General features: G+C 41.4%; 24 protein-coding genes. 4 read left to right on the plus strand and 20 right to left on the minus strand.

Annotation, left to right across the window (positions count from 1 at the left end):
• The first annotated feature begins 163 nt into the window (after window positions 1–163).
• A complete protein-coding gene (locus E0E32_RS05925) occupies window positions 164–1,063 on the plus strand; it encodes an ABC transporter ATP-binding protein (protein ID WP_130859267.1) in 900 nt (299 codons plus the stop codon).
• Window positions 1,063–2,652 carry an ABC transporter permease gene (locus tag E0E32_RS05930; RefSeq protein WP_130859268.1) on the plus strand — a complete coding sequence of 530 codons (1,590 nt, stop codon included), beginning with the start codon at window positions 1,063–1,065 and terminating at the stop codon, window positions 2,650–2,652. The genes E0E32_RS05925 and E0E32_RS05930 overlap by 1 nt, the downstream gene beginning before the upstream one ends.
• 78 nt (window positions 2,653–2,730) lie before the next feature.
• On the opposite strand, the gene E0E32_RS05935 is transcribed toward E0E32_RS05930, so the two are convergent.
• From E0E32_RS05935 to E0E32_RS05945, 3 genes are read right to left on the minus strand one after another with little or no spacing between them, the layout of a single operon-like run.
• Window positions 2,731–3,588, minus strand: a complete 858-nt coding sequence (locus tag E0E32_RS05935) for an aminoglycoside phosphotransferase family protein (RefSeq protein ID WP_130859269.1) — start codon at window positions 3,586–3,588, stop codon at window positions 2,731–2,733.
• A 12-nt stretch (window positions 3,589–3,600) separates the two neighbouring features.
• Window positions 3,601–4,227 (minus strand): AAA family ATPase, encoded by a 627-nt coding sequence (locus tag E0E32_RS05940; RefSeq protein ID WP_350308619.1) that lies wholly within the window; start codon window positions 4,225–4,227, stop codon window positions 3,601–3,603.
• Window positions 4,228–4,248: 21 nt separating this feature from the next.
• Window positions 4,249–5,118: an aminoglycoside 6-adenylyltransferase gene (locus E0E32_RS05945; RefSeq protein WP_130859270.1), complete on the minus strand. Its 870-nt coding sequence runs from the start codon at window positions 5,116–5,118 to the stop codon at window positions 4,249–4,251.
• A 129-nt stretch (window positions 5,119–5,247) separates the two neighbouring features.
• Between E0E32_RS05945 and E0E32_RS05950 the strand changes: the two genes are divergently transcribed.
• Window positions 5,248–5,856, plus strand: a complete 609-nt coding sequence (locus tag E0E32_RS05950) for a PepSY domain-containing protein (RefSeq protein WP_130859271.1) — start codon at window positions 5,248–5,250, stop codon at window positions 5,854–5,856.
• Window positions 5,857–6,704: 848 nt separating this feature from the next.
• Here the strand turns inward: E0E32_RS05950 and E0E32_RS05955 are convergent.
• The 11 genes from E0E32_RS05955 to E0E32_RS22105 all read right to left on the minus strand — a co-directional run bounded on the left by E0E32_RS05955 (window position 6,705) and on the right by E0E32_RS22105 (window position 18,758).
• Complete coding sequence (locus E0E32_RS05955) at window positions 6,705–7,823, minus strand: glycoside hydrolase family 172 protein (protein ID WP_066188029.1); 1,119 nt, start codon at window positions 7,821–7,823, stop codon at window positions 6,705–6,707.
• 36 nt (window positions 7,824–7,859) lie between these two features.
• On the minus strand, window positions 7,860–8,681 hold the full coding sequence (locus tag E0E32_RS05960) for a carbohydrate ABC transporter permease (RefSeq protein WP_066188031.1): 822 nt from the start codon (window positions 8,679–8,681) through the stop codon (window positions 7,860–7,862).
• Between the two features lie 3 nt (window positions 8,682–8,684).
• The gene (locus E0E32_RS05965; protein WP_066188033.1) at window positions 8,685–9,611 is read right to left on the minus strand and encodes a carbohydrate ABC transporter permease; all 927 of its coding nucleotides are present in this window, start codon (window positions 9,609–9,611) and stop codon (window positions 8,685–8,687) included.
• 51 nt (window positions 9,612–9,662) lie between these two features.
• Complete coding sequence (locus E0E32_RS05970) at window positions 9,663–10,961, minus strand: ABC transporter substrate-binding protein (protein ID WP_130859273.1); 1,299 nt, start codon at window positions 10,959–10,961, stop codon at window positions 9,663–9,665.
• A 203-nt stretch (window positions 10,962–11,164) separates the two neighbouring features.
• The gene (locus E0E32_RS05975; protein WP_286171832.1) at window positions 11,165–12,157 is read right to left on the minus strand and encodes a LacI family DNA-binding transcriptional regulator; all 993 of its coding nucleotides are present in this window, start codon (window positions 12,155–12,157) and stop codon (window positions 11,165–11,167) included.
• Window positions 12,158–12,412: 255 nt separating this feature from the next.
• A complete protein-coding gene (locus E0E32_RS05980; RefSeq protein WP_130859275.1) occupies window positions 12,413–15,505 on the minus strand; it encodes an efflux RND transporter permease subunit in 3,093 nt (1,030 codons plus the stop codon).
• 2 nt (window positions 15,506–15,507) lie between these two features.
• Window positions 15,508–16,365, minus strand: a complete 858-nt coding sequence (locus E0E32_RS05985; protein ID WP_130859276.1) for an efflux RND transporter periplasmic adaptor subunit — start codon at window positions 16,363–16,365, stop codon at window positions 15,508–15,510.
• Window positions 16,362–17,216, minus strand: coding sequence for a TetR/AcrR family transcriptional regulator (locus E0E32_RS05990; RefSeq protein WP_066188042.1), 855 nt, complete (start codon window positions 17,214–17,216; stop codon window positions 16,362–16,364). The genes E0E32_RS05985 and E0E32_RS05990 overlap by 4 nt, the downstream gene beginning before the upstream one ends.
• 480 nt (window positions 17,217–17,696) lie before the next feature.
• The gene (locus E0E32_RS05995; RefSeq protein ID WP_130859277.1) at window positions 17,697–17,957 is read right to left on the minus strand and encodes a hypothetical protein; all 261 of its coding nucleotides are present in this window, start codon (window positions 17,955–17,957) and stop codon (window positions 17,697–17,699) included.
• A 193-nt stretch (window positions 17,958–18,150) separates the two neighbouring features.
• Complete coding sequence (locus E0E32_RS06000; RefSeq protein WP_130859278.1) at window positions 18,151–18,381, minus strand: hypothetical protein; 231 nt, start codon at window positions 18,379–18,381, stop codon at window positions 18,151–18,153.
• Window positions 18,382–18,602: 221 nt separating this feature from the next.
• The gene (locus tag E0E32_RS22105; RefSeq protein ID WP_165444973.1) at window positions 18,603–18,758 is read right to left on the minus strand and encodes a hypothetical protein; all 156 of its coding nucleotides are present in this window, start codon (window positions 18,756–18,758) and stop codon (window positions 18,603–18,605) included.
• 122 nt (window positions 18,759–18,880) lie between these two features.
• Between E0E32_RS22105 and E0E32_RS06005 the strand changes: the two genes are divergently transcribed.
• A protein-coding gene (locus tag E0E32_RS06005) for an IS3 family transposase (protein ID WP_207302271.1) occupies window positions 18,881–20,037 on the plus strand; the annotation gives its coding sequence in 2 pieces (ribosomal slippage) (window positions 18,881–19,139 and window positions 19,139–20,037; 1,158 coding nt in all).
• 306 nt (window positions 20,038–20,343) lie between these two features.
• Here E0E32_RS06005 and fabZ read toward each other — a convergent pair.
• The 6 genes from fabZ to spoIIID all read right to left on the minus strand — a co-directional run bounded on the left by fabZ (window position 20,344) and on the right by spoIIID (window position 24,410).
• Entirely contained in the window at window positions 20,344–20,760 is a 417-nt protein-coding gene (gene fabZ, locus E0E32_RS06010) for a 3-hydroxyacyl-ACP dehydratase FabZ (protein ID WP_078059936.1), read from the minus strand.
• Between the two features lie 82 nt (window positions 20,761–20,842).
• Window positions 20,843–21,142, minus strand: a complete 300-nt coding sequence (locus E0E32_RS06015) for a DNA-directed RNA polymerase subunit beta (protein ID WP_066188060.1) — start codon at window positions 21,140–21,142, stop codon at window positions 20,843–20,845.
• A gap of 21 nt (window positions 21,143–21,163) precedes the next feature.
• Window positions 21,164–21,994 (minus strand): flagellar hook-basal body protein, encoded by an 831-nt coding sequence (locus tag E0E32_RS06020; RefSeq protein ID WP_130859279.1) that lies wholly within the window; start codon window positions 21,992–21,994, stop codon window positions 21,164–21,166.
• Window positions 21,995–22,024: 30 nt separating this feature from the next.
• A complete protein-coding gene (locus E0E32_RS06025) occupies window positions 22,025–22,846 on the minus strand; it encodes a flagellar hook-basal body protein (RefSeq protein WP_130859280.1) in 822 nt (273 codons plus the stop codon).
• 30 nt (window positions 22,847–22,876) lie between these two features.
• A complete protein-coding gene (locus tag E0E32_RS06030; protein WP_066188065.1) occupies window positions 22,877–23,875 on the minus strand; it encodes a rod shape-determining protein in 999 nt (332 codons plus the stop codon).
• 247 nt (window positions 23,876–24,122) lie between these two features.
• Complete coding sequence (gene spoIIID, locus E0E32_RS06035) at window positions 24,123–24,410, minus strand: sporulation transcriptional regulator SpoIIID (protein WP_066188066.1); 288 nt, start codon at window positions 24,408–24,410, stop codon at window positions 24,123–24,125.
• Window positions 24,411–24,899: the final 489 nt, after the last annotated feature.

Raw genomic sequence — 24,899 nt, forward strand, 5'->3', positions numbered from 1 at the left:
AACCCATCATTTCACGCTTATTATACCTATTTTAACATAAAAATTTTGAAATATTTTAATTATTTTATTTCAAAACTCATTGACAATCTTAAACAAAGAGCATATCATAAGAAATGAAATATAAAACATATAATATTTCATAATTCCAAGAGGAGGTTTTCCTATGAACATACTCCAGTTAGAACAAATTTCCAAACGATTCGGACGTTTCCAAGCCTTGAACCAGGTTTCCATGGAATTAAAAGCTGGGGAGATTTATGGTTTTATTGGTCCTAACGGTGCTGGCAAATCAACGACGATTCGCATCCTTTTAGGTATGTTAAAACCTACTAGCGGCAAAGCAGAGATATTTGGCATGGATGCTTGGAAGGAGGCCGCTGCTATCCATAAACGGTGCACCTATGTTCCAGGCGATGTAAATGTCTGGCCCAATCTTACCGGAGGAGAAGTCATTGATGTACTAATGAAAATGAACGGCAGCTCGAATACATCATTAAAAAATCAGTGGATCGAACGGTTTCAATTTGATCCCTCCAAAAAATGCCGTTCCTATTCCAAAGGGAATCGACAAAAGATTGCCCTCATTGCCGCCTTCGCCTCTGAGGCAGACTTGTATATTTTGGATGAACCCACTTCTGGATTGGATCCGTTAATGGAGCATGTTTTTCAACAGGGTGTACAAGAAGTGAAAAATAATGGTAAAACGGTACTACTTTCAAGTCATATATTATCCGAGGTAGAAAAACTCTGCGATCGCGTGGCTATTATCCGTCAAGGAAGTATTATCGAGCAAGGATCCTTGCAAACATTACGTCACTTAACGCGCATGCATATTGCCGTGGAAACACGTGAAGCTTTGGGCGACCTACCTGCCTATCCAGGAATCCATGACATCGAGGAAAATGGAGCTGCCGTTACTTTCCAAGTTGACATGGAGCAGTTGGATACGATTATGCAGTATATCAGCCAGCAAGGAATCATCCGCTTGGAAAGCAGCCCACCGACGTTGGAAGACTTGTTCATGCGTCACTATGAACAAAGTGGAAACGGAGGGGAAAGATAATGCGCCACCTTCAAGGGTCACATTGGCTGTTCTCGATTTTACTGCGTCAGCATAAAATGCGCCTGTTTTATTGGCTTACCGGGCTCACCGTCGTTATAGTCTCTGTCGCCTCTGCTTACCCTTCTATGTATGAAGATCAGGCTGACCGAGAGGCTTATGGTTTCACAATGGATAACCCTACCATGGTGGCGATGTTAGGGATTGGTTATGATGATTATCAAATCATCGGCAGTTTGTTTGCGATGGAAATGTTACTATTTTCTGCTGTCACTGTTGCCATCATGAATATTCTGCTAATGGCCAAGGCTACAAGAGATGATGAAGAGAGGGGGATATTGGAGCTGGTCCGTTCGCGGGCTGTGGGGCGATTAAGTTACTTACACGTCTCTTTGCTGCTAATGCTGGTAACTAATATGCTCTTAACCGTCTTACTAACCGTTGGCATCGTTGTCTTACAGATCGACGGTATGGATTGGCAAGGTGCTTTCTTATACAGCAGTGTACTAGGGGCAACTGGTATACTTTTCGGTAGTCTTACTGCATGGTGTGCCCAGCTGGTAGAGACATCGAAAAGTACGATCACTTTTTCACTGGGGATATTGTTTTTCTGTTATATATTACGCGCGATTGGAGATGTACAATTTACCGCCCTTTCCTATATCAGTCCTTTAGGCTGGCTGTCACGCGCCTATGTATTTACCGATAATGATTGGTGGCCGGTTGTTGCTTTACTCATAGCAGCAGTTGTCATAACACTGATTACCTATTACCTGCAATCGATCAGAGACATAGACGCTGGTTTTCTTCCCGAGCGCAAAGGACGCAGGACGGCTTCCCCTATCTTACAAACAACATTCGGGTTCGTCTTTCACCTGCAAAAGACCATGATCTTCTCCTGGCTGATTGGGATTCTATTATTAGGTAGTGCCTTTGCAGCCATATTAAATGAGTTAGAGGTATTTCTAGCAGAAAATGAAACGATCCAGGAATTATTAACGGCGGAGGGAAGCCTGATCGAGCAATTCGTGCTATTATTGATGGCGATGATGGCCGTTTTCATAACTGCTCCTGTGATCCTGTCTATCCTGAAGCTGCGTGGAGAAGAACAAGCACAGCGGACAGAATTACTCTACAGTCGTTCTTTGTCTCGGCTGCAATGGTACATGAGCTACACATTACTAGCCATCTTGATTGTCTGTATTTTCCCTGTGTTGCTGGCGTTCAGTATCTGGGGAATAGGTTCCTTGACCACCGATAATATGATGTCTTGGCAGGATGTCTTCGGTTCAGCAATCATTTACATCCCTGCTCTGCTGGTTGTTGCTGGTATTACCCTCTGCTTGCTGGGATGGCTGCCCAAGCTTACATCGATCAGCTGGATTCTAGTGATCTATGGCTTTATTGTAATTTATCTTGGGGATTTATTAGATTTACCAAAAGGGGTGAAAAATCTCTCCCTTTACGAGCATATACCTGCTTATCCTAGTGAAGATTTTTCCTTAACGGTATGCCTCCTGTTTCTGTTGATCAGTTGTTTGTTGATTCTGTTTGGTTTTATCGGCTACCGACAACGGGATATGGAAGGGTGAGCGAAAAACGCTCCGCCCACTCAGGCATAGTGGCTGGAAGAAGCGTAAAACTATGTTATATAAACAGAAGTATTGCTATTACTCAGATAAGATGGCATCTAAGGTATGGCGTGCCGATTGTCGCACGTCTTGATCTTCTGCATGGTAAGTAATCAGTGCCTTCCACAGTGCCCAGCCCTTTGCCCGCTGCCAAGTGGCCTCATCCAACGGCAGGTATTTCTTAAAAATCTCTCTGCTTTCCTGATCAAAGAAGGTCCAGGCCATCACCAAATCACAGGCTGGATCGCCAATTGCTGATGTGCCAAAGTCAATCACCGCAACTAATTGACGATTCTTTACCAGCAAGTTTCCACTAGCGATATCACCATGCACCCAGACCGGTGTTTTTGTCCATTTAGTTGCTAATGCGTTAGCGAGGATTTGTTGACATCGATCCGTATCTACTACATCTGCTAATTGCTGAATGGCTTTCTCAGTTTCCTGCCTGTAAACAGCGAAATCTCCTCCACGATAAAAGCTGTGAGCACCTGCACTTGGACCATCTTCCGCATCAAGCGATTGCAGTTGCGTGAGAAATTGTGCTAAATCTACGGCAAATTGGGGCATATCGACAGGAGCAACTGACAACGCTTCTCCCTCTAACCAATTATTAACCGACCACGGTAGCGGATAAATAGCAGAGGGCTCTCCTTTGGCAATCGGCGTAGTGATTGCCATATCTAATCGCGGTGCTAGATATGGCAGCCATTTGGCCTCCTTCTCAATCGCTGCGGCATAAGCCTGATGACTAGGCAGCCGCAGACTCATTGTCTCCCCTAACCGAAACGTGCGATTGTCATGTCCACCTTTTTTTACCTGTCTCACTTGTAATGCCGACCATTCCGGAAACTGCTCTACCACCAACTGCTTAGCTAATTCTGATGTAATATTGATCATTCATCACACCCCTCATAAATTAATCCGTGCTTCTTTTTCTCCTCGATTCATAATCTCTTTCACCGTTTCCTCGGCAGTCATCTCTGTTGAATCAATCCATAAACCAATGCGAGGATTCTCCTTGATTAGCACTTCTTGCAATGCCGCCACATCCCATGTATGATATCCTGTCTTATCTCGAGTCTGTTCCCGTGTTTGCACAGCGGCTAAACTTGGATGAAGTGTAATCAAGTAAAGCGACTTGGTCTGAAATTCTCGTAAAAAATGATAAGCTTCCTTGCCTAAATAGTTGTCTTGTACTATTACGGTGAAACCAGCACGATAGTAGGCTTCTGCAGCCATGGCTGTCAAATGATAGCGCAATCTTAATTGTTCTATGGCTTGGGAAGAGGGCTCATTCGTCATCTCTTCTTTTCCGTTTACAATCATTTTTCGGTAGATATCGCCGTTTATGTGCACACTATGATCGATTCTTTCCGCCAACCTCTGTGCCACCGTCGTTTTTCCGGAAGCCATAATCCCTGTTATAATATAAATCCCTTGTGGAAGAGTCATTTGATCACCTGCTTTTTCAAAAGAAATGAAGCTTGTCTGATAACTTGATAGACCATTAACTAAATGATCATTATTCGTCCTCACCTGTTTTAACCACGCCCATTATCAATAAATTTCCTTCGCAGCAGCTGGCAATTGACGAATATGATCCAGATAAGACCGCACTCGCTCCACCATTGCCGTCGGATATCGGAAATCCAATGAGGTTGCCACATATTTAGCGGTTTGCTGGAACAGGGAACACATGGCATCCAGTGCCCGCCAAGCGCTCTGATAATTACCAGCAGCATAGGTTTCCATCAGCTGTTCCCACTCCTGGGCAGTAAGCAATTGCTCCAAATGCTTGCCCGATTTTCCCACACTCAAGGAAAAATTGGTTTCGATTCCTACACGCCAGCTTAATATCTGCAAGAGCATTTCTCGGATAATCTGCAAGTGATCCTGTGCATAAATAATTTCTCGACGCCACAGTCCTTTGACCACATACGTAGATACCCACCAAAACTCATTACAACAATCATCAAATAACTGCTGATTTGGTTTGTTTACCCAATAATTTACATCGCTTGGCTCTGGCAGAGAAGGTAGGCGATGATCCTTATCTAGTAACACTTTCGCCAATCGATCTCCCCCATGCCATTCCTCTGCACGCTCAACCGGACACAATGTCAAATCGATGCGGTTGCCATCAGTAAATAACATTAAATAAGAGAACATGCCACCTAATTCCGGCGGAAAAAGCTCCATTGCCTCTGGTGTTTGCATGATAATGCGTTCACCAAAGGCACCAACCCAGCTTGAATCTTGAACAAACGCTTCCATATCTTCTACTACATAGACCATATCATAATCTTGAAAAATATCCGCTCGTACCCTCGGATTGGTTCGTGAACCGTTCATCCCCACGGCACGAATCCGTTGATCATCTTTAGCAACCTGTAAAATCAGCTGCATCATTTCTTCTTCTGTACGCATGGTTTAGCCTCCTTATCCTACTTATTTCTTACAACCATTATAACATGTTTCTACCGCATAAAAGGAAGACAAAAGGGCATACTTTATGATAATGACGAAACGATAGAAACAGAAAGGACCGGATTGATCATGAAAAAAAGAGGTATTGTATGGTTAACGCTACTACTATTGTTGCTTTTAGCGGCCTGTAATAACAACGATAATAATGACACGGTCGATGAACGACCAGCCAATGAGAATTACAATGACCCTGACGTTGATATAACAGAAACCAACACCAATGGAAAACACTTATCCATTGACGAGGTTGCCTTATCTGTAAAAGAAGCCTTGGATCTCTATCAGCAAACTTTTCCCGATACGCAAGTAGATTCGATTGACCTAGATGAAGAAAATGGCGAATTGATTTACGAAATAGATGGATTTGATGATACGAATGAATATACAGCACATATCGACGGTTCTGGAGAAGTTATTTATCAAGAGGAAGAAGCCTTGGATGCTGACGATCAACCGCAAGCGCTCGCTATGGGAGATTACGTGGCGATCGAAAATGCTATCATAACGGCAAAGCAGGCACCAGAAGCAGACAACTTAACCACTACAAGCTGGAGCTTAGATGAAGATAATGGCGTGATCGCTTACGAGATTACCTTTAAAGATACAGAAGGGCAAGAGGTAAAGGTGACGATAGACGCAGAAACTGGTGAACAGCTTTCTGTGGAAATGGAGAGTTAAATAAGGACCATGCAGTGAGCCTGCTTACAGTACAGCGGCTCACTCTTTTTTATGGAAAACAAATTTTCGATTCTATTGATTGGATTACGGACCGATAAGCTACCTATCAACTTCAAAGCTATTCTTTATTCCGTTTCTCTGCGCCTTTTGTTATACCCTCTTCTAATCCTTCTTCCTTTCTGTTCACTCAAAAAGTCCAAATATTTCCTAGTGCCATATCGTCTCCTTTCATGTACCTCAATATCATATATAAGAGATGACAATTCCAGCATTATTTTCACCATGTAATGCACCCCTGATTCTCCAGTCCATTTTTGGTCGTCATTTTCCAGATGACTACCGTTTTTTAGTTTTCACACTTGGATTTTGGTCGCCATTTCCACGATGACGCTTTCTTAACAATAGGATAACATTTTCTTTTTACATGTTAGCATAACTTATACATGAGTGAAAAATTTTAGTGAATAAATCAAGATTAAAACAATCGACAAAATTAATAAAGTCATCCCAAATTTTCTATGATTCTTTCTTATCTCCTCTGCACCAAGACTTGCTAAAATAATAACAAAAAGTGTAGCGCTTACATAATAATAAAGTTCATTCACATCAAAAAATAGCCCATATAATGAATAGGTCATTAAAATCACACTAGAAACCACGGTCACTATAACAAACACGTCAACCACTCCAATTTATAACACTATTTACATTATGTTTCTTGTTATTGGTATACTAACAACCCAAATACATAATGTAAAACTTATCTTCGTAATTTTCTTCCTATTTTTATTAGTTGAAATGAAAAAAAGGCTATCTGCCAAAAACAGATAACCTCTTCTTTGATTTGCTTAACGCGGACGTCGATCTTTCACTCCCGGTAGTTCTGGAAAAGGCTGGTGCGGCTTGGTTTGATACCAATAGGCAACCGAAGCAATATCATCCGCTCGTTCAAACAAGCCAATATCATCATTGCCAATTTGCTGAAGCGTGACCGTCAAGTTTTCTTCAAAACGAATCGGATCAGGCAGGTGCCATCTGTACAGGCCATGCATTGGTAAGGCATCTCGGCCAAAACCGTGAGTTGGAATACTATCCTTACGCGGAAAATGATCCCTTGTATGATCTTCCGTCGATTGAAAGGCATAGCCCATAAACGGCGTATTATAGGTGGAAGAACTAATCGTGCCATCATCATGCTTCTTATGGAACGCCCAAGCACCGCCAAAGTAATCCTCTGTGCCTGTACCACAAATGGTCGGATACTTTTCGTCGTCATCGATATAGAATTTAAACTCGCCTTCGCCCCACCAATAACGTTCTAAAGCAGTCAAAGCAAGGTACGTTCCTACATAATGCCCTTTTCCTTTAATATCACTGACTACCGTATAATCAACGGCTTCCTTGGTGTACTTTTCCCGACGCCATTGTGCATGGAAATAGGCGGTATCTTTATCGATTTCATCTTCTACGGTATAATTGATCGTATAAAAGAAAGCCTCGATATCCCCTTCATGTTCATTGGTTATCGTAATACGCGCCTTCTCACGGAATGGCATCGGAAAGTAGCTATTCATCGCACCGGATGGATTGACGACAATCGGCATCGAATTCACTTCACAACGGGCACCAAACCCATTGCAGAAAAAGTCTCCTAGCGGCGATTCTACAGAAGGAGTATCTTCTCCATCCCAGTACATACGCAGCACCAAGTCGCGCAAGACGAAACTACCATGTGTGGTAGCCTCTGTTACCGTCATCCAGATATGACGAATCGTACCTGGTCCTTCTATTTCTGCTAGTGTAGCTGTTTCCCCACTTTTTAAGTCTATTTTTGGATTCCCTTTTCGGCTGGGACCGAGGTCACTATCTGTTGTCCCACCCCTACCTGGTGCACCAGTAGGATTTTCCGGATTAATCGACCGGCTCTTATTATTTTTTAATTTTTCAATTCCATCTAATGTAAACATCTTTCTCATCCTTCCCTATTTTTTCTAACTATTTATCTAACCTTTAATCGCTCCTCCTGTAAGACCAGAGATAATCCCCTTACGGAAAATGATTGTCAGGATAACGATTGGCAGCATCGCAATGATGGAGCCTGCAAAAATCGTGCCATATGGAATCGAGTATGGACCACTAAACAATGCGATCCCTACAGATACCGTCCTCATCGATGGATCCGAATTGATAATCAGCGCCAAGAAAAACTCAATCCATGTCGCAATGTACGTAAAGATTGCGGCTGTAAAAAGACCTGGCTTGACTAACGGTAAATAGATTTTGTAAAAGGTATAAAACGTACTTGCCCCATCTACCCGAGCACTTTCTAGCAACTCGGTCGGGATTTGTGCAAAGTAATTCCGTAACAACCAAACGGCAAATGGCAGGTTAAAGGCAATATACGGGATCACCAGACCGGTGTACGTATTTAACAGCCCCATATTATTCAACATAATATAAATCGCTGGTGCAACCGTAACCGGTGGAAACATGGATAGAATAAGCAAGCCCACCATCATTGGGTATTTATTCGGCAATGGCAGTTTGGCAATTGCAAAGGCAGCCATACTAGAAAAGATCAAGACAATAATCGTTGCCGAAATAGATACAACCATACTGTTAAACATATTGGTTAAGAAGCCATGATCCACTATCGCCTCCCGATAATGTTCTAATGTCCACGTTTCCGGCAAAAATCCTGGTGGATAATCTCCTAATTCAGAGCCTGGCTTAAAGGAGGTAATCACGATCCAATAGAACGGCGAAATAATGAGAATAAGAAACGCTATTAAAACTAGGTAACGACCTACTTTTGATAAACGCATAAGTTATGACTCTCCTTTCACAACGGATCGAATCAGCGGATAAAAGGTGATCGAAAGCATGATAATGAAAAACACTACACTCACAGAAATCGCTGAACCTAATCCAAAATTCAAATTCTGAAATAGAGACTTTTGGGCCAGCATCGCGACAGGCTGTGTTGCATTACCTGGTCCCCCGCCCGTTAATACAAACGGCAAATCAAATACCCCAAACGCCTGTAATAAACGGAAAATGACCGATACTGCAATACTTCCTTTGATCGCTGGTAAGGTGATTTTCCAAAATGTCTGCCAACGATTGGCACCATCCATTGCCGCTGCTTCATACTGATCTTTCGGCACCATCTGTAAACCAGCTAATAAAATAATCACAACAAAAGGCGTCGTTTTCCAAATTTCAGCGGCCATCATACTGATAACAGCCGTATCTGGAGTTGCCAGCCATGCGACTGGTGAATCGATTACATGCACGGCTTCCAGGAGATAATTTAATACCCCATACACCGCATTATAGATATAAGCCCACATCTGTCCTGAAACCACGGTGATCAATGCCCATGGAATCAACATGATTACTAGTGATACATTCAATAATCGTTTTACTTTGTTGATCGCTAAGGCAATCAATAAACCAAGCACAATCTCCACTGCTACCGTTACAAAGGCAAAATAAAAGGTGAACCATAAACTATCCCAATAAACCGAATTGGTAAAAATATTGATGTAATGTTGTAACCCAACAAAATCAAACGTATAACCATCACTCGAAATTCCCACATCGCTTAAACTCATCCGCAATGTGTAGAAAATCGGATAGAACATAATAACAGCAAGTGCCAGAACGGTTGGCAGTACCATTAAATACCCCGGGCGATTCAGTCTCCAAGACTCTCGCAAAGAACGGTTAGACCCATTTGTTCGTTTTGACATACCTGCACCTCACTCCTCTATTTCTTACTGTTTTTTATAGTGCTGGACCTCTTATAGTCCGGAATCGTTAGCCGACTTCATCTGATCTTCCATTGTATCTAAGATATCCTGTACGTCATTATTTTCCACGATCATTTCGTTAACGTTCATGTAAATCCCTTCAGATAAGGCATTGTAATTAGGTGTCTTTGGCCTTGGTGTAGTAATAGCCTCCTGATAGATTTCTAATATTTCGTACTCGTCAATCAGTTCTGGATCTTCCGTGACCGCCGTATTTGTTGGGATCATATCGTGTCCTTCTAACATGATCCGCTGAGCTTCCTCACCGGTTAGATAATCCATAAAAGCCAAGGATGCCTCTAAATTCTGTGTGTTTGGATTGATAAAGACGTTCCAACCGGATTGCGTCGTATGTCGCTCTCCTCCCTCAAAGGCAGGCAAGGCAGAAATTCCGATATTCTCACTCATTGCCGACATTTCCGGATCTTGCAACTGACCATAATAGCTCATCCAATTTCGCAAAAAGGCAGCAGAGCCTGAACTAAAGGTCGTAGTTGCCTCATCTTCATGGAAGGTAGCTACTGCGCTTGGTGTTGCCCCGCCATTCACCAATTCTTGCATAAATGATAAGGCTTTTTCCGTTTCTGGGGTGTTGATATTCACTTCTTCGTTCTCGTCTAATACCTCACCATTAGCGGCATGTAAATATTCTAGAAAATTGGTAGTAAGCCCTTCATACGAGGCGCCTTGCCAAACAAAACCATAGTCTACTAACCCTTTTTCTTTCAGTTCAATCGACATGTCCTGCAACTCTTCCCATGTGCTAGGCACCTCAAGGCCTTCCTCTTCTAAGATGTCCTTGCGATAATAAAGCACACCAATGTTATCGTAGAATGGTGCACCGTAAATTCCACCTTCATAGGTAACAGAGTCGACTAAGGTATCCGGAAAACGATCCCAAAATTCATCCGGCATGATCTCTGACAAATCTAAAGCAATATTGGCATTGCCGAATTGTGCCGGCCAATTGGAATCGCCACTGTAGATATCCGGTTTTTCGCTTTGTCCGCCAATCGTTGTCGTGTAATAAGTTTGCGACTGATTCGTGGTAGAAGGAGCCTCTTGTAATTCTACTTCTACATTCGGATACTTCTCTTCAAACCCTTCTATTAATTCCTGTCGCAAACCAAGACCAGATAAGCTCCCGCTTGACCAGACGATTTTACCTTCTGGATTCGAATAATCTACTGGCTCACTAATATCTTGGTTAGATGCACCATTGTCATCCTGACTACACCCCAGTATCAATAGAAAAAGAAACAAACTCGCCATCCAGATAATCTTCTTCATTGTCTCCCACTCCTTTACTTTGGCAAATGCTTAACTGTCGTTTTCTCCTTTTCGTGTGTAGCTTTCACCACTCAGCTCTATTGTTCGTGATATATAACGACTTTATACATTCCCTCCTGACAAAAGGTAAACGTTTAACTTTTAAGTGTAGAAAAACAAGGGGGTTGATGCTCCCTTTGCTTTTCTCAACTGTCTCTTATCCACTATTCTCGACAGCCACATGTTTCGGCAATGATAAACTGGTTGTTTAAATCCTCACTAAGTGTCACTTTGTTGTTTTTTACATCAATCAATTTTTGCATAGCATGTTTTCCCATGTCTTCAACAGGTTGTTCTACAATCGAAATGGCAGGATGAAGAAATTCCATCCAAGGCTCAACATCAAATCCGATAATTGCCAGTTCGTCTGGGATTTTCATCTGTCTTATTTTTAATTCTCGATAGGCTCCTAACAATAATTTATTGTTAGCTATATAAACCGCTTCCAGCTTGGGATGCTCTTCTAGCAACTGTTTCATGGCTTGTTGTCCGCTTTGAATACTTCCATCTGCTTGAGCCATCAAGTAACCTTTCACTGATAAACCTGCATGATTCATAGCCTTGATATAACCTTGTTTCCGCTCTTCCATCGAGGAGACCTTCGTATCTGCATAAATCAGACCTATCTCACGGTAGGCATGTTGGTGAATCAGATGTTCCACTACGGTTTGAGAAACTTGCAGGTTATTCGTAGCAACTACATAATCTTCTAAACCTGATATTTTTCGGTCGATGAAGACCATTGCGGTATGCTTCATGTATCTGCCTAGCTTTTCCTTTGTCCAGCCTTTTGTAGGTGCCATAATGATGCCTTCTACCCTTTTTTGCATCAAGGAATCAAGGAAAGATTGCTGTGCCTGTAAATCTTCATCGGTACTACCTACAATAATCTTCCAACCTAATGCATCCGCCTGTTCTTGAATGCCTCGGAGAATATTAGTGAAAAATTGGTTATAGCCAATGGTCAAAACGCCGATCAGACGACTGGATCCTGCCTTTAGCTGGCGGGCTGATTCATGCGGTATATATCCTAACTCTTCCACCGAGCGCAATACTCGTTCTTTCGTTTCTTTCTTGACGGGCTTGGTGCCATGTATCACATGAGACACAGTGGCCGTAGACAGCCCGCAATGTTTACTTACTTCTTTCAACGTCACGTTCAAACAAGCCTCACCTCCATGTACACAACTTAAAAATTAAACGTTTAACTGTAGTGTAATCACTTTCATGAAATTTGTCAAACATTGTTTTATTTTTCATGTAAAAAAGATCGATAAACACTGCAGGCTATACCTTACAGCCAAAGTAACAGCTTCACCTTTTTATTCGTTAGTTCGGTTCTGTCAACTTGAGAACATCCACTCTTTTTTTCATAAAATAAAACCCGCAGCACGCGCCGCGGGTTTCATTAATCAGCCTTCGTTATGGGCTGTTTTTTTTCTTTTTTTTGTGAACCAGCCTTTCACTCGTTCTGATAAATTATCAAAGTAAGTGTATACGACCGGGATCAACACAAGAGTGAAAATACTCGATGTAGCTAAACCGAAAATAACGGTAATAGCCATTGGCTGTTGCATCTCTGCCCCTTCTCCATAACCAAGTCCTAATGGAATCATAGCGAGAATCGTGGTTAATGTTGTCATCAGAATCGGACGCAGTCTTGATTTGCCTGCTTCAACAATGGCTTCATGACGATCCACCCCTCGATCACGGAGGATATTGATATAGTCAACCAGGATAATCCCATTATTGACGACAATGCCGGCGAGCATAATCACCCCAATCAATGCCGTTACGGACAATGGTTGACCAGTGATAAATAAGCCGCCAAGTACACCTACAATAGCTGATGGCATCGAGAACATGATAATAAATGGATGCAAGAAGTTCTCAAATTGCACAGCCATAACGGCATATACTAAGAAAATCGACAGCAGCAAGGCCAAGCCTAAATCGACAAAGGCATCCACCATATCCTCAGCCTGACCACCAATGGAGTAATCATAATCATCTGGCCAGTTCAAGGAGCTTAAGGCGTTATCTACTTCCTGCGAAACGGTACCTAAATCACTACCCGAAATGCCGGAAGAGATATTTACCTGACGCTGTTGATTTTGTCTAGTGATAGTCGCTGCACTCTGCACCTGTTCAAAATCGGCGATCGTTGTTAACGGCACTTGAGTACCTTGCTGATTTTGAATTGTAATATTCTCCAGGTCATTAATGGTTGTACGTTCGTCTTCTGGGTACATCAGTCGTACATTCATTTCCTCACCATCTTCACGATACTGCATGACCGTTTGACCAGTGAATGATAATTGTACTTGGCTCATCACTTCCTGATAAGTCAATCCATATTGAGCAGCCATATCTCGATCTACCTGCACTTCCATTTCTGATTGCGTATCAGACAAGGACGAGGTTGGATTGTGTACCCCTTCCACATCCTCTAAAATATGCAGGGCTTGGTCCGACAATTCTTGCAATACTTCTGTTTCAGGTCCAGAGATTTGAATCTGAATCGGATCTCCTAATCCGGCAGCACCAGAGCTAACATCGTCGACGGAAATCTCAGCGCCAGCAATGGCAGCTAGTTCCTCATCTAATTCCGTCACTACATCGCTCGTTGTTTGCTCTCGCTCTTCCGGTGGCACAAGTTGGATCTGATAGGTCGCAGCGCCACCACCTCCCATCAGAGCTTCTTCAGGATTTCCACTGCCAACTGTTACATAGCTGACATCAATGACATCATCATATCCTGATAGCTTTTCATTCACTTCTTCGGTAATATCCAAGCGTTTTTCCTCATTGGTTCCCGTTGGTGTTTCTACGGTAATCGATAACTGCCCCTGATCCCCTTCTGGGATAAATGCAGCACCCATCAATGGTGTCAAGGAAATACTTCCGATAATCGCCACAAGCGTGAGAGCTATTGTTGTCTTACGGAATTTCAACGCTTTTTCCAGTACTCGCTGGTAGAAGTTAATCACTTTTTGCAAGAAGCGATTGAACCAATAACGGCGATTTTTTTCGTCCGTAATCCTCGTAAGCAGCTTGGAAGATAACATCGGCACCAAGGTTACCGCAACAACTAACGAGGCAATCAGCGAGAAGGCTACCGTTAAGGCTAACGGTGTAAATAATTCAGAAGCAATCCCATCGACAAACACAATTGGTAAAAAGACGACCAATGTTGTTGTGGTGGAAGCAATCACGGCAGGTGCTAATTCCGATGCCCCTTTCACCGCTGCTTCTTTCAATTTATAACCCTGCTGTCGGTAACTCACTATATTTTCCAAAATAACAATCGAACTGTCGACCATCATCCCAATTCCGAGCGCCAGACCGCCCATCGTTAAGACATTCAGCGTTTCTCCTGTGAAGTAAAGCAGCACAAAGGTGGAGACAATCGCAATAGGGATCGACAATCCAATAACAAAGGTAGCTCGAATACTCTTAAAGAATAAGAGCAATACCAATAAAGCAAAAATTCCACCGAAAATCATATTTTGAATAACGGAGTCTACCGACTGTTTAATGAATTCAGAGGTATCGACGACTACTTGTAATTCAACACCCTCTGGCAATTCCTCATTCAAACTATCAATTGAACCCAAGATATTGTCTGATACATCAACGGTATTCCCATCCGATTGTTTGAGAATGTTTAGTACGACTGATGTTTCATTATTCACCATGGTTGTTCCGTTCTGTTGCAAGGTATCATTCACATTGGCAATATCAGAGATTTTCACCTGACTGCCTTGTGGGGATTGAATAATCGTATTCGCAATATCATCAACAGAGGTAAACGTGCCATCGACACGCAATTGTAAATCCTGATCCCCTTTTTGAATGGTGCCGGCAGAGCCTGACTGATTAGCACCTTGCAGACCTTGTTGCACCATTTGCGTCGTTATGCCATATTGATCTAAAGCAGCACGGTCTAATTCTAGATCAATCACTCGTTCTTCTCCACCTTCAATACCAACAGAAGCAACGCCGCCTTGTCGTTCAAAATAAGGCTGTACTGTATTTTCTGCTACGGATTGAAGGGTAGTTGTGTCCGCACCGGTTAAACCGACCCACATAATCGGCATTTGATTTGGGTTAAAACGGAGAACACTAGGGTCATCTGCCCCTTCTGGCAGCATTCCCTTCACCTGGTCGACGCTTTCCCTAACATCGAGCAAGGCATTATCAAGGTTGGTTCCATTCTCAAACATCAAAATAACCAAGGATGAGCCTGATTGTGACTGAGATTGAATCGTATTTACCCCTTCAATGGAACTCAGACTTCCTTCTAACGGTTCTGACACCAATTGTTCTACCTCTTGTGGTGCTGCGTCCTGATAATTGGTGGCAACAACAGCAATCGGTAAATCGATCTCTGGAAACAAGTCAATGGCTACATTTCGAACCGATATCACACCCATGGCAATGATAGCGAGGACAATCATGATAACGCCAACTGGCCGTTTTACGGATGTTTTAATAAGCTTCATGATCAATCCTCCTCTACAATACTAATTTGGTTACCATCTGCAAGGGTTAATTGACCACTTACAATAATTTGATCTCCTTCGCTTAGATCCGCCTCAATCGCTGTTTGATTGGAGTGCGTTTCTTGTACGGTTACATCCACTTGCTTCGCCGTATCATTATCCACTATATAAACAAATGTTTCGTCATCTTCTTCTACTAAGGCAGCGGTCGGAATAATTAAACTATCTTGTAGGATATTTTCTTCCACAACCACTTTGGTTACTGTACCTGCTCGATGATTCGTATCTGTATTATCAAACGTTAGATCAACAGTGAATAACCCGGATTCACCTGCCGTATTGCCAATCGAAATGACTTCCGCCACACCTTCTTCATCATCAGCGTTGGTGAGGGATACGTTGACTTCCTGCCCTGTTTCAAACAAATCCAATTGAGTATCTGGCATCTCCAATTGAATCGTCAACTGATCTAAATCAATTACCGTTGCAAAAGGATCTTGATCAGAAATAACCGATCCTTCCTGCGCCTCTAACTGAGATACTGTACCATCAGCCGGGGCCTCCAACGTAACATTACCTTGCTGTGTAGTGATGGTAGCAAGGTCATCCCCTTCTTCTACTTCATCTCCATTTTCCACGTTTAATTCATCCACTTCACCAGCTCCTGGAGGCATCACAGGAATGGTCTGATCCGGCATCGCCCGACCATAAAAAACGCGATCGGCCATCAAATCTCCTTGTGTCACCTCATCTGTTTCAACTGGTACTACTACTTCTGTTTCTTCTTGCTCTTCTGGCTCTTGTGAACAAGCCACTAGCGCTATGGTGATCATAACGAACACAGCTAATAATCGTTTCATTTCATGTCCCCTCTCGTTTTCTTTAATTTTTGAACAGCAGTATAGAAGGATGGATAAGACTCTAAATGGGCAAGCATACTTTGAATAATGATTTGCCTTGGTTCTTGCTTTTCTATTTCCTCCTCTAACGCTTGGAGGGCTTCTTCCATCTGTTGTTTCTCCTTACTACTGGTTTTTTTCATCATTTGTTTCATTTCTTCGATAATTTGCGATGCACCCTGCGTCTCTTCGACGTAAAATCTTGAGAGATCTTCCAGACAGAAAATCGGCTTCTCTGCCCCTGTTATCACTTGTCGGACTAGACAATCGATTTGATTCACTATGTAATCCGCTAATCGCGAGGGAACAAAGGTGATGTCATGCAAGACACTCCACTGCATATAGCTGCTCATCATGCCTTCTAATTGAATCGCTATATCCACAATATAAGGCGTAATCTGTTCACCATAAATGAGAAATAACTGTTCCCGCATCCATTCAAAACTTTCCTTGTGCAAATTGAAGATTAATTGATCCATTTTATCACCAAGATGAACTTGATTACGAATTTGAATCAAAATATATTCTCGATGCTCATTGAAAATTTGCAAAAATACTTCTATTTGCTGCGCGAATTGCTTGCTAGGATCATCGGCTGTCTGTTTTATTTCTCCTATTTTCCCCATCAACATATCGGTATAATATTTGAAGATGTCCACCAATAAGTCATCTTTGGAAACAAAGTGTAAATAGAAGGCACCTTTGGAAACATCGCTTCTGGAGGCAATCTCTTGAATGGAAGTAGCATGAAACCCTTTCTCTGAGAATAACTTTACACTTTCTTGTATAATACGTTCCTTCTTACTATCCACCAGCCAGCAGCTCCTTTTTTATACGTCTTATCCATTCGATTGGTTTCATTTTTTCATGGATGACCAGTCAGTCACTATGTTAATTTACCATGTTAATCACTATTTTTCAATGGATAAGGCTTTATAATTTGGGGGAAAAAGTTTAATTGTTAAAAAGGCTGACTACTGATTCAGTAAAGTCCCCTTCTCTTTGTACTGATGTTATTACGACAAGAGAAAGAAATCAGATGACTTTTGAATAACAGTCTCACTTTATACAGCTTACTAAAGGATGACTTTCCAGCAAACGGTCTGGGGATATATTTTGGAGTAAGACTTAAGGCTTAGAAAAACAAGTGATAATAACATTGGGATGGGAATTTAGTGGAGAGCGGATCATGTGAATCATTTTATTGTACAAAGCCGGATTGCCTCCATGCCTTAATATTGCACCATGTAAAAAGACCAATCCCTATTATTACTGAATTGGTCTTTTCTTCGTTATTCTTCTTCTTGTTTTTGCTCTTCCGTCGTGTTCTCTTCTACTTCTTGTTCTGTTTCATCTAAACGATCTTGCGCATCGCCTTCCATGTCTTCATCTACCGGATTATCGTCATTGGGGTTTGTCTCATCTGCAGGGGCTTCTTCCATCGGCACTTCTTCCTCTGCAGGCTGTTCTTCATTATCATTGGTAGCACAAGCCACGAGCAATCCAACAGAAACAAGGAACGCAGCAAGATATTTGAAATAGCTAGATTTCATGTTATGGCCTCCTTTTTGTTACTTCGATAGGTAGCATAACCACTCTAGCTAGAAATATGCTTCATACCTCACTTTTTTATCAAGACAGTCAAAACCCAGCTATTCGTTGATTGGTTCTCACCTAGCAGAAATAGGAACCATTCAGGTATAGTCTTTAGAGGATCTTTTTTTCAAACTACTATTAGCTAAGCACTTATTTTTCAGGCATAGCGAATGTAACAGAAGCACCATTGCTTTCTTCGATTTTCTTAAATATTTCATGCAGAACTTCTAAAGTTCTAGCTTCTGTTTCATACTTCCCCAAATCTTTGCTCCAGTCATATCTAACCTTCGTACCGACAATACCTTTTATTTTTTTCTTGTTCACTGTAACCTCTTTTGGATTGATGAGGCTTTGTTTATCCTGACTAATAATCCATAACATAGAATAACTCATCCCTTTCATTTAGTTTTTTAATCGTTCTATAATATTACTTATCGAGAAAATTCTTTGTGATATACATCATTTAAAATGGTTATCATAAGTTTAACAAACATCTAATAACGTACTCAACTTATTGTCCCCCGTTTCCCCACTCGCCAGCAGGAAAAACAATACTTGAGCACATAGAATGGTATAAATCGCTAAAACCATTGTCAACGTATTCAATACATTCCACCGTAAATAAACGGATGGTTTTTATAATTTATCTTGCCATTCTCTTTGATCACATGTTTGCGATGAAAGGGAATCATAATTGCCAAAATCAACAGCAGCCAGATTCCTGATACGATAAAAGAAATAATAATTTCTGTTCCCATCTGACTCCTCCTATCTATGATATATGTATAGTGTCATCTTACTCTCTGATGATAGTCTAATAATTGGACATACCAAATGGGGATTTTTATACTAAATATAATAATCTCTAGGAGTGTCTAACATGGCAAAACGATATGATAAAGAATTTAAAGTATATGCAGTAAAATTAGTAGTGGAAGATGGAAGGAAAGCAGCCGAAGTGGCAAGAGAATTAGACTTAGTTCCCCAGACGCTGCAAAAATGGGTAGCTAGGTACAAGGAGGACCAAGAGAATAGCTTTGTAGGAAGCGGTAATCGCAGTCCCAAAGATCAAGCTGGGTATGAAAAAGATAAACGGATTCGTGATTTGGAAGAGGAGGTAGCTATTTTAAAAAAGGCTATGGGCATCTTCGCAAAAAAGCCGAAGTAATCTATGGATTTATTCAAGAACACCACCACGAATTTCGTGTAGAGAAGATGTGCCAAGTATTAGGTGTTTCTAAGAGTGGCTATTATGAGTGGAGAGATCGCCCTGTCAGCGATCAATCTAAACGTAAACAAAAGCTAACAGCTCAAATCAAACGCATATTTATCGCATCCAAAAAAAGATATGGCAGTCCTAAAATCACACAGGTTTTACGCAATGAAGGGGTACCTGTTTCTCCAAAAACAGTGTCTCGTATCATGAAGGAAAATGGTTTACGTTCGAAAACAGTGAAGAAATATAAGGCGACAACGAACTCCAAACATTCGCATCCTGTCTATCCGAATTTATTAAATCAAGATTTCCGGGCAGATAAACCAGGACAAGTATGGGTAAGCGATATCACGTACATTTGGACCAGAGAGGGATGGTTGTACTTAGCGACCATCATGGATTTGTTTTCCAGAAGGATTATTGGTTGGGCCATGAGTCATCGAATGACCAAAGAATTAACACTCACCGCTTTAAGACGAGCCATTAATCAGCAAACGCCGCAAAAAGGATTAATTCACCATTCCGATAGAGGCAGCCAATATGCGGCTAAAGAGTATCAAGCACTTTTAAGAAAACATCATATCACCACAAGTATGAGCCGGAAAGGCAACTGTTATGATAATGCATGTATCGAGTCGTTTCATAGCGTGATCAAGAAGGAATTAATCTTTCATGAAGATTATCAAAGCCGAGAAGAAGCAAAGCGTAGTATCTTTTCTTACATCATGACATTTTATAATTCCAAGCGAATTCACTCCACCATTGGATATATGTCACCAATGGCGTATGAAAAAATGTATCTACGTAAAATAGTTTCATAGAAAAGCGTAATTAGCCTCTGTGTTAAAAGAAGGGGGCGGACTTCCCCTTCTTTTAACACAGAGGGAAGCAAGCGGAGTGCGGTAGGAATTTGAAAAAATTCACCATTTCTATTGTCCAATTTCTTGACATAGATCCATCTCCTTCCTTTTTTCTTTAGTTACTTACTATACAAATGGGGAGGATCAAAAGTTCATTTTTTGATAAAAAAACGGAGCAAAACTAATTCCTATTATACCAAGGTTTATATACTTTCCTAGCTAATAAAAAAACCTAGAGAAAATATCTCTAGGCTTTCCATCTTTTATTTATTTTACAGCAAAGGTGATTTCTGCTTCACAAGCTAATTCCCCATCTACGGTTGCGGTTGCCTTTCCTTTACCAATTGGTCCTTTGATACGAATAATTTCTACCTCAAGGTGAAGCTGATCACCTGGTTTCACTTGGCGTTTGAAACGGCACTTATCGATCCCTGCAAGAAAACCGATTTTGCCCTTGTTCTCTTCTTTATTCAAAATAGCGACAGCACCAACCTGCGCCAATGCTTCCACAATTAATACCCCAGGCATCACTGGGTAATCGGGAAAATGTCCTTGGAAAAAAGGTTCATTAATGGTTACGTTCTTTTTTCCTGTGATTCGTTGTTCCTCTTGTTCCGTAATGACATCCACTAATAAAAAAGGATAGCGATGCGGAATCGTTGCTTTAATTTCTTCTATATCCATTATGTCAGCTCCTTTCCAAGTTATTTAATACTACTACAACGGCTTGAATGTTTAAAACGTGACAGACAAGCAGCTACGTAGCCTAGTCCACTTTTACAAAATCAATAATGTGCTGCCATGTCTCCCATTTCAGTACATCTAAGGGATTTCCGTCTCCAAGTATACTGAAGCCTATCATTAGACCAATCAACAGGGCAAATAAGCTCAAAATAACAATGAGGAGGAATTTTGCCCAGACTGGTATCAGTCGGCGTACATATTTTTTTTGTTTCTTTCGTTGTTTCTTATCTTGCTGTTTTTCTTTCTGTTGCTTATCCTGCTGTTTTTCTTTTTGTTTCTTTTGACTCCTGCTGTTTTCTTTCGCTTGTTTTTCCTGTGTCATACATGATGGCTCCTTACTAGCTTATCTCAATTGATTAATCAAACCATTCATCTGATCGTGCATCGAGATAGTTCTTGCATTGAATTGATATGCCCGCTGTGATTCCAGCATATCTGTCGTTTGCTTAGCAATATCTACATTAGAACTTTCTAATGCACCATTTTGTAAGTTCATCTGATTCGCTGCTACTTCATTTATAACTTCGTCGATTGGGTAGTTTTCTAGGGTGTCTTCTGATAAACGAAATTGATTGGAACCAGATGCCTCTAACAGCTTAGGACGGTCCACTGCTATGACTCCTAATTGTCCTTCCACATTTTGCACGCTATTTCGAGTAACATTGATTTCACCATTTGCCTCTATTTTAAGATCATCCATGTCATTGGCCAATACAATCGGCTCTTGATTAGCACCAAGCACTGGCTGACCTTCTGCGGTGACCAGCATCAACTGTTCATCGGCTACAGGTGACAAATAAAAGTTTCCCGCCCTTGTATACTGGACTTCTTCCTGTCCATTTTCAACGGCACGCACTTGAAAAAATTGATGATCCTCTTGTAAAGCAACATCCAGATTACGGTCTGTTGTTTGCAACGAACCTGGACTAAACTGGAAATTCGTGTGCCCCAGCCGTGAACCTGCTCCCAATCTAAAGCCTTCTGGCGTTTGTCGACCGGCTTGATTCAATGGGTCTGGTTCGGTATTGAACTGTTGCGCAAGTAACGACGAAAAATTCGCATTGCGTTGCTTATATCCAGTCGTATTAGAGTTGGCAATGTTATTGCTGATATTGTCTAGCTGTTGCTGCAGTTGTCCCATCGCAACAGCTGCTTGTAAAGTCATTCTTGACATGTATATCGAACCCCTTCTTGAACATCCTCATTAGCCAAGTCGTGCAATATCGTTGACTGCCATATCGAGACTTCTGTCATATTGCTGTACGATCTTCTGATTCGCCTCAAAACTGCGATAAGCCTGCATCATATCAGTCATTGTTTGTGTCTGGTCAACATTGGAATTCTCCAATTGACGCTGTAATACTTGAAACTGTAGTCCATCAACTGCCCTGGCGTCACCCAAAGCCTCCCCTTCCTCTAGTTCATACAAATCCTGTCCATTTTTTACGAGGTCATGGGGATTTTCGCTATAGCTTATTCCAAGAGGAATCGCTTGATCTGGTAATTCTATCAGTCCTTCAGGTGTCACGGAAAATGCCTGGTTATCAGTCTGGATTGGTTCGCCTGCTTGATTAAGCACATAATAACCTTGATTGGTGGTTAGGTTCCCTTCCCCATCCACCGTAAAATTACCATTCCGAGTATAACGAATCTCCCCTTCATTGTTCTGTACGGTATAAAAGGCCATCCCTAACTCGTCAGGTGTCGTCTGTTGAACCAATGCCATATCAGTGCTTATTCCTGTCTCACGCAAGCTTCCTTGCACAAAATCTGGGATCGTTTCTTGTACATAAACACCGGTGTGAAGCGCACCAATCTCATTCATGCTTGGTACACTCGTATTCTGAGAAGTAGGGATATCTCGATTCTCCATGCGATTAATCAGTAACTCTGGAAAAGCACGTAAAGTGGTTTGATCCTGTTTGTATCCTGGGGTTTGTGCGTTAGTGATATTGTTCGAAAGCACTTCCTGCCTTCTTTGTTGTGCCATCATCCCGTTAATGGCTGTGTAAAAACCTCTAAGCATATCCTTTACTCCCTTCAGAATAACCTAAGCTCACACGACAGAACGTTCTAATTTGTCGATATTGTCTAACATAATACCGGTTCCTTTGGCAACACAATTCATTGGCTCTTCAGCCAGCAATACCGGTACCTTTAACTCTTCTGCCAATAATTGATCCAAACCATGCAGCAAGGCACCCCCGCCTGTCAGAATGACACCTCGGTCAATAATGTCAGCTGATAATTCTGGCGGTGTTTTTTCTAATACACTTTTGGCCGAGTCGACAATCAAAGCAATCGATTCTCTTAACGCCTCTTCTACTTCTGTTGACTTAATCGTAATAGTGCGTGGCAGACCAGAGACCATGTCACGTCCACGAATATCAATGACTTCATCCCGGGCCCCTTCGAAAACCGTAGCGACATTAATCTTAATATCTTCTGCCGTTCGTTCGCCAATTAATAGTTTGTACTTGCGTTTGACATATTGCAGGATTTCGGAGTCAAAATTATCGCCAGCCATCTTAATCGACTGAGCGGTTACAATATCTCCCATAGAAAGGACAGCAACATCTGTCGTCCCACCACCAATATCTACTACCATATTACCGCTCGGCTGAAAGATGTCCATTCCCGCACCAATCGCCGCTACTTTTGGTTCTTCTTCTAAGTATACTTTTTTTCCGCCAGACTTCTCTGCGGCTTCTTTAATCGCCTTTTGTTCTACTTTTGTTATGTTGGTTGGACAGCAAATCAGCATTCTCGGCTTGGATAGGAAACCTTTGGCATTAATTTTATTAATAAAATATTTTAACATGGCTTCCGTTACGTCAAAATCTGCAATAACACCATCTTTAAGCGGACGAATGGCCTCAATATTGCCAGGGGTCCGTCCAACCATACGACGGGCTTCTTCCCCAACTTCTAAAACCTTTCCCGTGTTACGATCCATCGCTACTACAGACGGTTCATCCAGTACAATTCCTTTTCCCTTTACATGAATAAGCACATTTGCTGTACCCAAATCAATTCCAATATCCCTTGAAAACATGAACATTAATCCTCCCTATTCCGTCACATTAGTTGAATTTTATGTCAATTATTAGTGAAAATCCATTCTATTTTTCCCGTTGAGCATAGTTGTTATAGTACATAATACCTCTAACTTATATCATATCATAAACACATGAGAACGGACATATCTTTCTGAGAAAATGTTGTTATTTTTTGAATGAAAATGGCGAAATAATGGATAAGATGAAAGGAAAGATAATAGATCGATAGAGAGGATCAAATAGCTATTTGGTCAATAATTCCTGTTGTGGCGGTGCTTTACGATTATGGAGCTGATATTTGAGTTTCGTTGCTTCTCCTCCTCGGAGATGTCGAATCGCCTTATGATGACTGAGTATTAACTTTACTTCATTAGCAAGCTCTGGATGTAGTTCAGGCAATCGTTCGGTTAAATCTTTATGCACTGTACTTTTAGACACACCGAATTCTTTTGCTATGACCCGAACCGTTTTTTTTGTCTCAATAATATACCTGCCAATCTTTAATGTCCTTTCTTTGATGTAATCATGCACTGTTTGCTCGCCTCCCCAAAGTTGTCAGCGTCCAAGGTGTTCTGATAAAGGCGGAATAATTGCTGTGTATAATAAATGTTGCCTTAGACGTTTTTAAAAAAAGATAATTGCTAACATCTTATTACAGAGCAGTAAACAATATGACTTGTAATTACATCAACCTATGTCAGGACAAGCTGTGGGGAAGTAGTCTGTTGCAGTCAAGGGTAGAATTAAATCGTTGCATAATGAAAACGCAATCAAAAAAAGTGATGAGCAACTCATCACTTTTTACTAACCAATATCACCATAATCTGGATCACATTTTTTCAATACATTCATCCACCTATTCTCCCATCCTAAAATTAGAATCTTTTAAATCTATTTATCAGGCTTTAAGTGGTAACTTTTAGAAAGACGTGCAACATTCATACTTATCAACGAACGTTTTGCCATGATAGCGATTGTTCAAAAAGTATAATAGAACACACTGTGTGCAAGAGCGCTATT

Origin of the sequence: Gracilibacillus phocaeensis (genome assembly GCF_900626275.1) — a bacterium.
Classification (GTDB): domain Bacteria; phylum Bacillota; class Bacilli; order Bacillales; family Amphibacillaceae; genus Gracilibacillus; species Gracilibacillus timonensis.